General features: G+C 58.0%; 6 protein-coding genes. 1 reads left to right on the top strand and 5 read right to left on the bottom strand.

What is annotated here, in order from left to right; all coding sequences use genetic code 11:
• Nucleotides 1-268: 268 nt before the first annotated feature.
• On the bottom strand, nt 269-1,492 hold the full coding sequence (locus tag A3754_RS19270) for an argininosuccinate synthase (protein ID WP_063520993.1): 1,224 nt from the start codon (nt 1,490-1,492) through the stop codon (nt 269-271).
• 227 nt (nt 1,493-1,719) lie between these two features.
• Between A3754_RS19270 and rnt the strand changes: the two genes are divergently transcribed.
• Nucleotides 1,720-2,388: a ribonuclease T gene (gene rnt / locus A3754_RS19265; RefSeq protein ID WP_063520992.1), complete on the top strand. Its 669-nt coding sequence runs from the start codon at nt 1,720-1,722 to the stop codon at nt 2,386-2,388.
• Between the two features lie 136 nt (nt 2,389-2,524).
• Here the strand turns inward: rnt and A3754_RS19260 are convergent, their stop codons facing one another.
• From A3754_RS19260 to A3754_RS19245, 4 genes are all read right to left on the bottom strand, one after another.
• Nucleotides 2,525-3,127 carry a peroxiredoxin gene (locus A3754_RS19260; RefSeq protein WP_035248916.1) on the bottom strand — a complete coding sequence of 201 codons (603 nt, stop codon included), beginning with the start codon at nt 3,125-3,127 and terminating at the stop codon, nt 2,525-2,527.
• 228 nt (nt 3,128-3,355) lie between these two features.
• On the bottom strand, nt 3,356-4,090 hold the full coding sequence (locus A3754_RS19255; protein WP_063520991.1) for a PepSY domain-containing protein: 735 nt from the start codon (nt 4,088-4,090) through the stop codon (nt 3,356-3,358).
• Between the two features lie 228 nt (nt 4,091-4,318).
• Nucleotides 4,319-4,651: a Grx4 family monothiol glutaredoxin gene (gene grxD / locus A3754_RS19250; RefSeq protein WP_063520990.1), complete on the bottom strand. Its 333-nt coding sequence runs from the start codon at nt 4,649-4,651 to the stop codon at nt 4,319-4,321.
• Nucleotides 4,652-4,815: 164 nt separating this feature from the next.
• On the bottom strand, nt 4,816-6,465 hold a 1,650-nt coding region (locus A3754_RS19245; protein WP_063520989.1), incomplete at its 5' end, for a TonB-dependent receptor domain-containing protein.

Below are 6,465 nucleotides of genomic sequence, written 5' to 3'. Positions count from 1 at the left end.
ATCTCGAAAACCGGTTGGCGCAGCAGCATGGCGATTCCTCAATAAGCCTGTTGTTGTGGATATAGAGCTGTCGATATATCGCTGCCCACAGGTTAATTGAGACGATCGTACAATCTAAATGTACTTTCCTTGTTGTTATGTAACGTATTACGCCGGACGCCCGGTGCCAGAGGCCCGACATAAAAAAGCCACCGCGAGCCCGTGGCTCGCGGTGGCTTTTTGTGGTGCTTTACCCGTTAGGCGTCGGGCGTCATGCATCCAGCGTAGATCAACCCAACTTGCGGCCCGTCTTGGCGGCAATACGCAGACGCAGCGCGTTGAGCTTGATAAAGCCTTCCGCATCTTTCTGGTCGTAGGCGCCGGCATCGTCTTCAAAGGTAGCAATGGACGCATCGAACAGGCTGTCGTTGTCGGAACGGCGGCCGACAACGGTCACGCTGCCCTTGTAGAGCTTCAGGCGCACTTCGCCGTTCACGTGTTCCTGGGTGGCATCGATCAGCTTCTGCAGCGCCAGACGCTCCGGGCTCCACCAGTAACCGTTGTACAGCAGCTCGGCGTACTTGGGCATGACGGAGTCTTTCAGGTGCGCGGACTCACGATCCAGGGTCAGGGACTCAATGGCACGGTGGGCCGGCAGCATGATGGTGCCACCCGGGGTTTCGTAGCAGCCACGGGACTTCATGCCCACGTAACGGTTTTCCACGATATCCAGGCGGCCAATACCGTTATCGCCACCCAGCTTGTTCAGTTTGGTCAGCACGTCGGCCGGGCTCAGCGTTTCGCCGTCGATGGAGACGATGTCGCCCTTTTCAAAGCCCAGGGTGATGTAGGTGGCCTGGTCCGGGGCCGCTTCCGGGCTCACACTCCAGCGCCACATGTCTTCTTCGGCTTCCCACCACGGATCTTCCAGGTTGCCGCCTTCGTAAGAGATGTGCAGCAGGTTGGCGTCCATGGAGTACGGGGATTTCTTCTTCTTGTTGGAGAAATCCACCGGGATATTACGCTCTTCACAGTAGGCCATCAGCTTTTCGCGGGAGTTCAGATCCCACTCACGCCAGGGGGCAATCACCTGAATGCCCGGGGCCAGCGCGTAGGCGCCCAGCTCGAAACGCACCTGATCGTTGCCCTTGCCGGTGGCACCGTGGGAGATGGCGTCAGCGCCGGTCTCTTCAGCAATTTCCACCAGGCGCTTGGCAATCAGCGGGCGCGCAATGGAGGTGCCCAGCAGGTACTCGCCTTCGTAGATGGCATTGGCGCGGAACATGGGGAACACATAATCGCGCACGAATTCTTCGCGCAGGTCTTCAATGTAGATCTCTTTCACGCCCATGGCTTCTGCCTTGGCGCGGGCCGGCTCCACTTCTTCACCCTGACCGATATCGGCGGTGAACGTCACCACTTCACAGTCGTAGGTATCCTGCAGCCATTTGACGATAACTGAAGTATCCAGGCCACCGGAATAAGCCAGTACCACCTTGTTGATCTTGGACATTGAAAGACTCCGCAAATGGGCGACCGGCAGCGCATGGGCCGGCCCCCGATGAATCGTGGGGCATATCGAGGGGGCGTATTGTACCCGCCCGCCCCCGTGCCCGTCACCTCCATGACAGCCACCAGCCCGGTTTCGCCTGTTGCCTGCGTGACGATTCCGGTAGCATAAGCCCCGCTCGCCGTTGCGCTTGCCGTTTCTGCGGGGTCTTTGTGTTTGATGGAGTGATCATGAGCGATCAGCATCCCAGCCTGGCGCTACGTTTCCGCGGCTTTTTGCCCGTCGTTATCGACGTGGAAACCGGGGGATTCAATTCCCAGACCGACGCGCTGCTGGAAATCGCCGCCGTCCTGATAGAAATGGACGCCCAGGGCAACCTGCGCCCGTCCACCCGTATCCAGTTCCATGTGGACCCGTTCCCCGGGGCCAACCTGGAGCAGGCCGCACTGGATTTTACCGGCATCGACCCGAACAACCCGTTACGCGGGGCGGTATCGGAAGAAACCGCCCTCAAGGGCGTGTTCGAACCGGTGCGCAAAGCGATTAAACAACACGGTTGCACACGCGCAGTACTGGTGGGCCATAACAGCTTCTTCGATCAGGGTTTCCTGAACGCCGCCACCGACCGGGCCGACATCAAGCGCAACCCGTTCCACCCGTTCTCCAGTTTCGATACCGCCGCCCTGGCCGGGCTGGTATACGGACAAACGGTGCTGGCCAAAGCCTGCGAAGCCGCCGGCATCCGTTTCAGCCAGCGCGAAGCTCACTCCGCCCTGTATGACGCCACCCGCACGGCGGAGCTGTTTTGCTCCATGGTCAATCGCTTCAAGACCCTGGGCGGCTGGCCACCACCACCGGCCAAAACCATCCCGCCAACCCTGGCGAAAGAGCTGGATTGATTGGACGCCTGACGCCTGACGCTGCGCAGTGTTTTGATCCTGCTTTTAGCGTCAGGCATTGTGCGTCAGGCATCCGGCAAGCAGCGCAAAAAAAAGGGGCGCCATTTCTGGCGCCCCTTTCTTGTGCTGCTTTCTATTACAGCTTGTCTGCGTTACCAGACAGGTACTCGGCCACACCGTCCGGGGTGTCCTTCATACCGGAATCGCCTTTCTGCCAACCCGCCGGGCAAACTTCACCGTGCTCTTCGTGGAACTGCAGGGCGTCAACCAGACGAATCAGCTCGTCCATGTTACGGCCCAGGGGCAGATCGTTAACGATCTGGCTGCGTACCACGCCGTTCTGGTCGATCAGGAACACGCCGCGGAATGCCATGCCACCTTCAGACTCAACGTCGTAGGACTGGGCAATACCGTGGTTCATGTCAGCGGCCAGGGTGTATTTCACCGGGCCGATCCCGCCTTCGTTGACCGGGGTGTTACGCCATGCGTTGTGGGTAAAGTGGCTATCGATGGACACACCGATCACTTCCACGTTGCGCTCTTTGAACGCATCCATGCGGTGGTCCAGAGCGATCAGCTCGGACGGGCACACAAAGGTGAAGTCCAGCGGGTAGAAGAACACCAGGCCATACTTGCCCTTGATGGCTTCGGACAGGGTGAACTCGTCAACGATGCTGCCATCGCCCAGTACAGCAGGAACAGTAAAATCCGGTGCAGGTTTACCTACCAGAACGCCCATTGTTTCTCTCCATTGTTTCCATTTATACGATTTAGCCAGAGCAATACCGTCTCTCTGGCCGCTTGAAATCAGTGCAGCAGATCATACAACGCCCATGGCAATCCTGCATGGGCTAGCTGCATTGGACAATCATGGGGATTGTGTCCCGGCTTTCAACAGGCAAAGCGCTTTCTTTGGCAGGAATCTGGATCGTTTGCGCAAAACACCGCCAATTCAGCCCCCAGGGCCCTATGAACGGCGGGAGCGACTCCAGATCACCGTACCGGTCAGCGCCAGCACCACCAGCACCAGGGCCGCCAGGTCCATTACTAACTGGCCGGCCAGACCGAACAAACGCCCGGCATGCAGATCCAGCAACAAACGCTGCCAATTCAGTGACGGCGGTACACTTTGCGCCACTACACGCTGCTTCATGGTTACGGGCAGGGCCTGGAACAGGGAGGGCGCCCAGGTGGCGCCCTCGGGCAGCGCCACGCTGGCCAGCTGATCCACATCGTACTGGCTCAACCCCTGCTCGGTTTTCAGCACCAGCCCCTGATCATTGCGCCCCAGGGTACTGAATGCAGGCACCCCGTAGGCTGGCCCCATACGCTCCACCTGTTGGCCCTGGGCATCCAGCAGCAACAGTGCGTCAGCACAGCCGACCACCGTCCAGCCATTATCCTGCACCACGCCACGCAACGGCGCCCGACAATAGAGGCTCTTTTCCCCGTCAATAAACAGGCTGTCATTGGCCTGGGCATACCAGCGGTTATCCAGGACGATACCCGACACGGACTCTGGCACCGGCGCACCGTACCAGCGCGCCAGCAATGGCGGCAGCGGCCGGGACGACCAGCCGAAGGATTCGATATGATTAAGCAGGACGCCGGTGACAGATAGCACCAGCACGGGCAGCGCCACGGCTAACCCCAACCAGCGATGCCAGCGGCGCCACTGGCTTGTGGATTTGCGTTGTTTCACCGGCTCTTCCCATGGCCAACAGCAACGCCATTGATTGTAAGCACAATGGCACCGGAACCAACACCGCAACCATCAAGCGACTGAACGAATCCGTCAGCCTTTGGGAAAACTTATCATTCCCCGCTGCTGGCGCAGTATGTCACCCCTACGGAGGCAAGGCCCCGCCGCCAGCCATGCACAAAAAACCCGGCACTGAGGCCGGGTTTTTGGGTCGTAACAGCGCCTCATTCAGGCGTTGTCATCCGACTCCACGGCAACCCCATCAACCAGCTCCTTGAGCTGACCGGAGCGGTACATATCCATGATGATGTCGCAGCCGCCGACCAATTCACCACCTACCCACAACTGCGGGTAAGTCGGCCAGTTGGCATACTCTTTCAGGCTCTGGCGAATTTCCGGGGCTTCCAGAATATTCACATAGGCAAACGGCTTGCCAACGGCGGTCATCGCTTCCACCACCTGGGCGGAAAACCCACACTGGGGAAACTGGGGGGACCCTTTCATGTAGAGGATCACCGGGTTCTTTTCGATCTGGTCTTTAATGACCTGGATAACATCCATACTGACTACCTGGCGGTTGTAGGGTGTATTGGCTGTGGTTGGCCACTATTCTACCACTGATGGCCCTGCCCATCCCAGATGGGGTCGCAAAGGCGTAGCTTCAAGGGGCCCGAAAACAGAAAAGGGGGCCGAAGCCCCCTTTTCCTTGGTTACAAACCGCTGTCTTAGAAATGCACTTTCATGCCCACGTAGCCGGTACGCGGCTTGTTGGGGCGGGCGCCGGCAGGATCACGGGAAACGATTTCCTGATCGTCGAACACGTTGTCCACCTTGGCGTACACTTCCATATCGCTGCTCACCTGATAGGTCGCCACGATATCGGCAATCACGTAATCGCTGGTGCGTTTGAACGTGGTTACCTGACCAGCACGGTCACAGCTATTGTCGATGCACATACCATCGGTATGGCTGACGGACATCAGTGCAGACCAGGCCGCCGGTTTTTCCAGGCCGAACGTCAGGCTGGCCAAGTGCTCCGGCAGGTACGGCAGCACATCACCATCCAGCACGGATAAATCATCCGCATCCTTGGTAATTTCACCGTCGGTATAGGTATAAGCCAAGCGAATCGGGGCACGAAGACCACTATCACCTTCCCAGACCACGCTGCTCAAGCCCACTTCCAGACCCCGCACTTCGGATTCACCAAAGCTCTGGGTGCCGGAATCGTCACCATTAGGGCAAGGGTTAGCGATGGAGCAGTTCTGGATAGTGTTTTCATAATCGCTGTAGAACGCGATCACATCCGCACTGAAGTTCTCGTTCCAGTAGCGGAAACCGGTTTCATAGTTGACGCTCTTTTCCGCATCGGTGCCTTTCTGGGAAGACGCACCTGCAGGCGCAAAGCCCTGATGCACACCGGCCAGTACCGACCAGTTGTCATTGAGCAGCCAGGTAGCACCCAGACCCGCCATCAGTTCTTCGTTACGATTTTCAGTACGGGCACTGACGTTGTTACGAGCCGGATCGCCCCAGCGCTTGCTTTTGCTTTCCACGTTCTCGTAACGCAGAGAACCGGTAACAATGAAATCACCGATGTAAGCGTGGTCGATGATCCAGGCAGACATGGCATCCGCATTTTCCAGACGGTTATCACCGCCGGTGGGCAAGGTTGATGTCTGGTACACCAGGCTGCCATTGGTCTGATCGAAGGTATCCGTGGGCTGGTAGCGATCCACTTCATCCTGATGGTAACGGGCGCCGACGATCAGATCATTGTCCACGGAACCGGTCTGGAAACGGTGGTTCAGTTCGGTCTGCACGCCTTCGGAAACGTACTCACGATTATTGTTCTTGAACACCAGGTCCGTGGCATCCGCGGTACCACGCAGAACCGCCTGGTTGGCACCGCCATTGGTGTTGGCATCTGCTACAAAACCACCAATACCCTGGCCACCAATACTGGCCAGCTTGTACCAGTTACGCTGGAATTCGTTGCGGTACACCACGGAGTTCAGTTGGGTGTTCTCGTCAAACACCAGGGTATGACGCAGGGACACCGCATCACGATCATTGTCCATCTGATCAATGTCACTCATGCCGTAACGGCGGTTGGCATCACGCTCGAAATCCCGATCGGTCAGGCCCAGATAGGTTTCGTCGGACACTTCACTGGAATGCTCCAGTTTCAATTCAAACGCCTGCTGGATATCAGCGGTTTCCGGCGCCTGCCAGCGCAGCTTGGCCACATAGTCGCGCTTGTCAAAACCGCTGTCGCGGTTGGACCGGTCGATATCCTTGAAGCCCTGGGAACGTTGCTGGTGAGCTTCCAGCATGAAACCGAACTGGCCCTCAGTGGCACCGTAGTAGGCGTG

Source organism: Alcanivorax sp. HI0083, from assembly GCF_001635175.1.
Note: the sequence above shows the minus strand (reverse complement) of the source record. Positions and strands in the feature narration are given on the sequence as shown.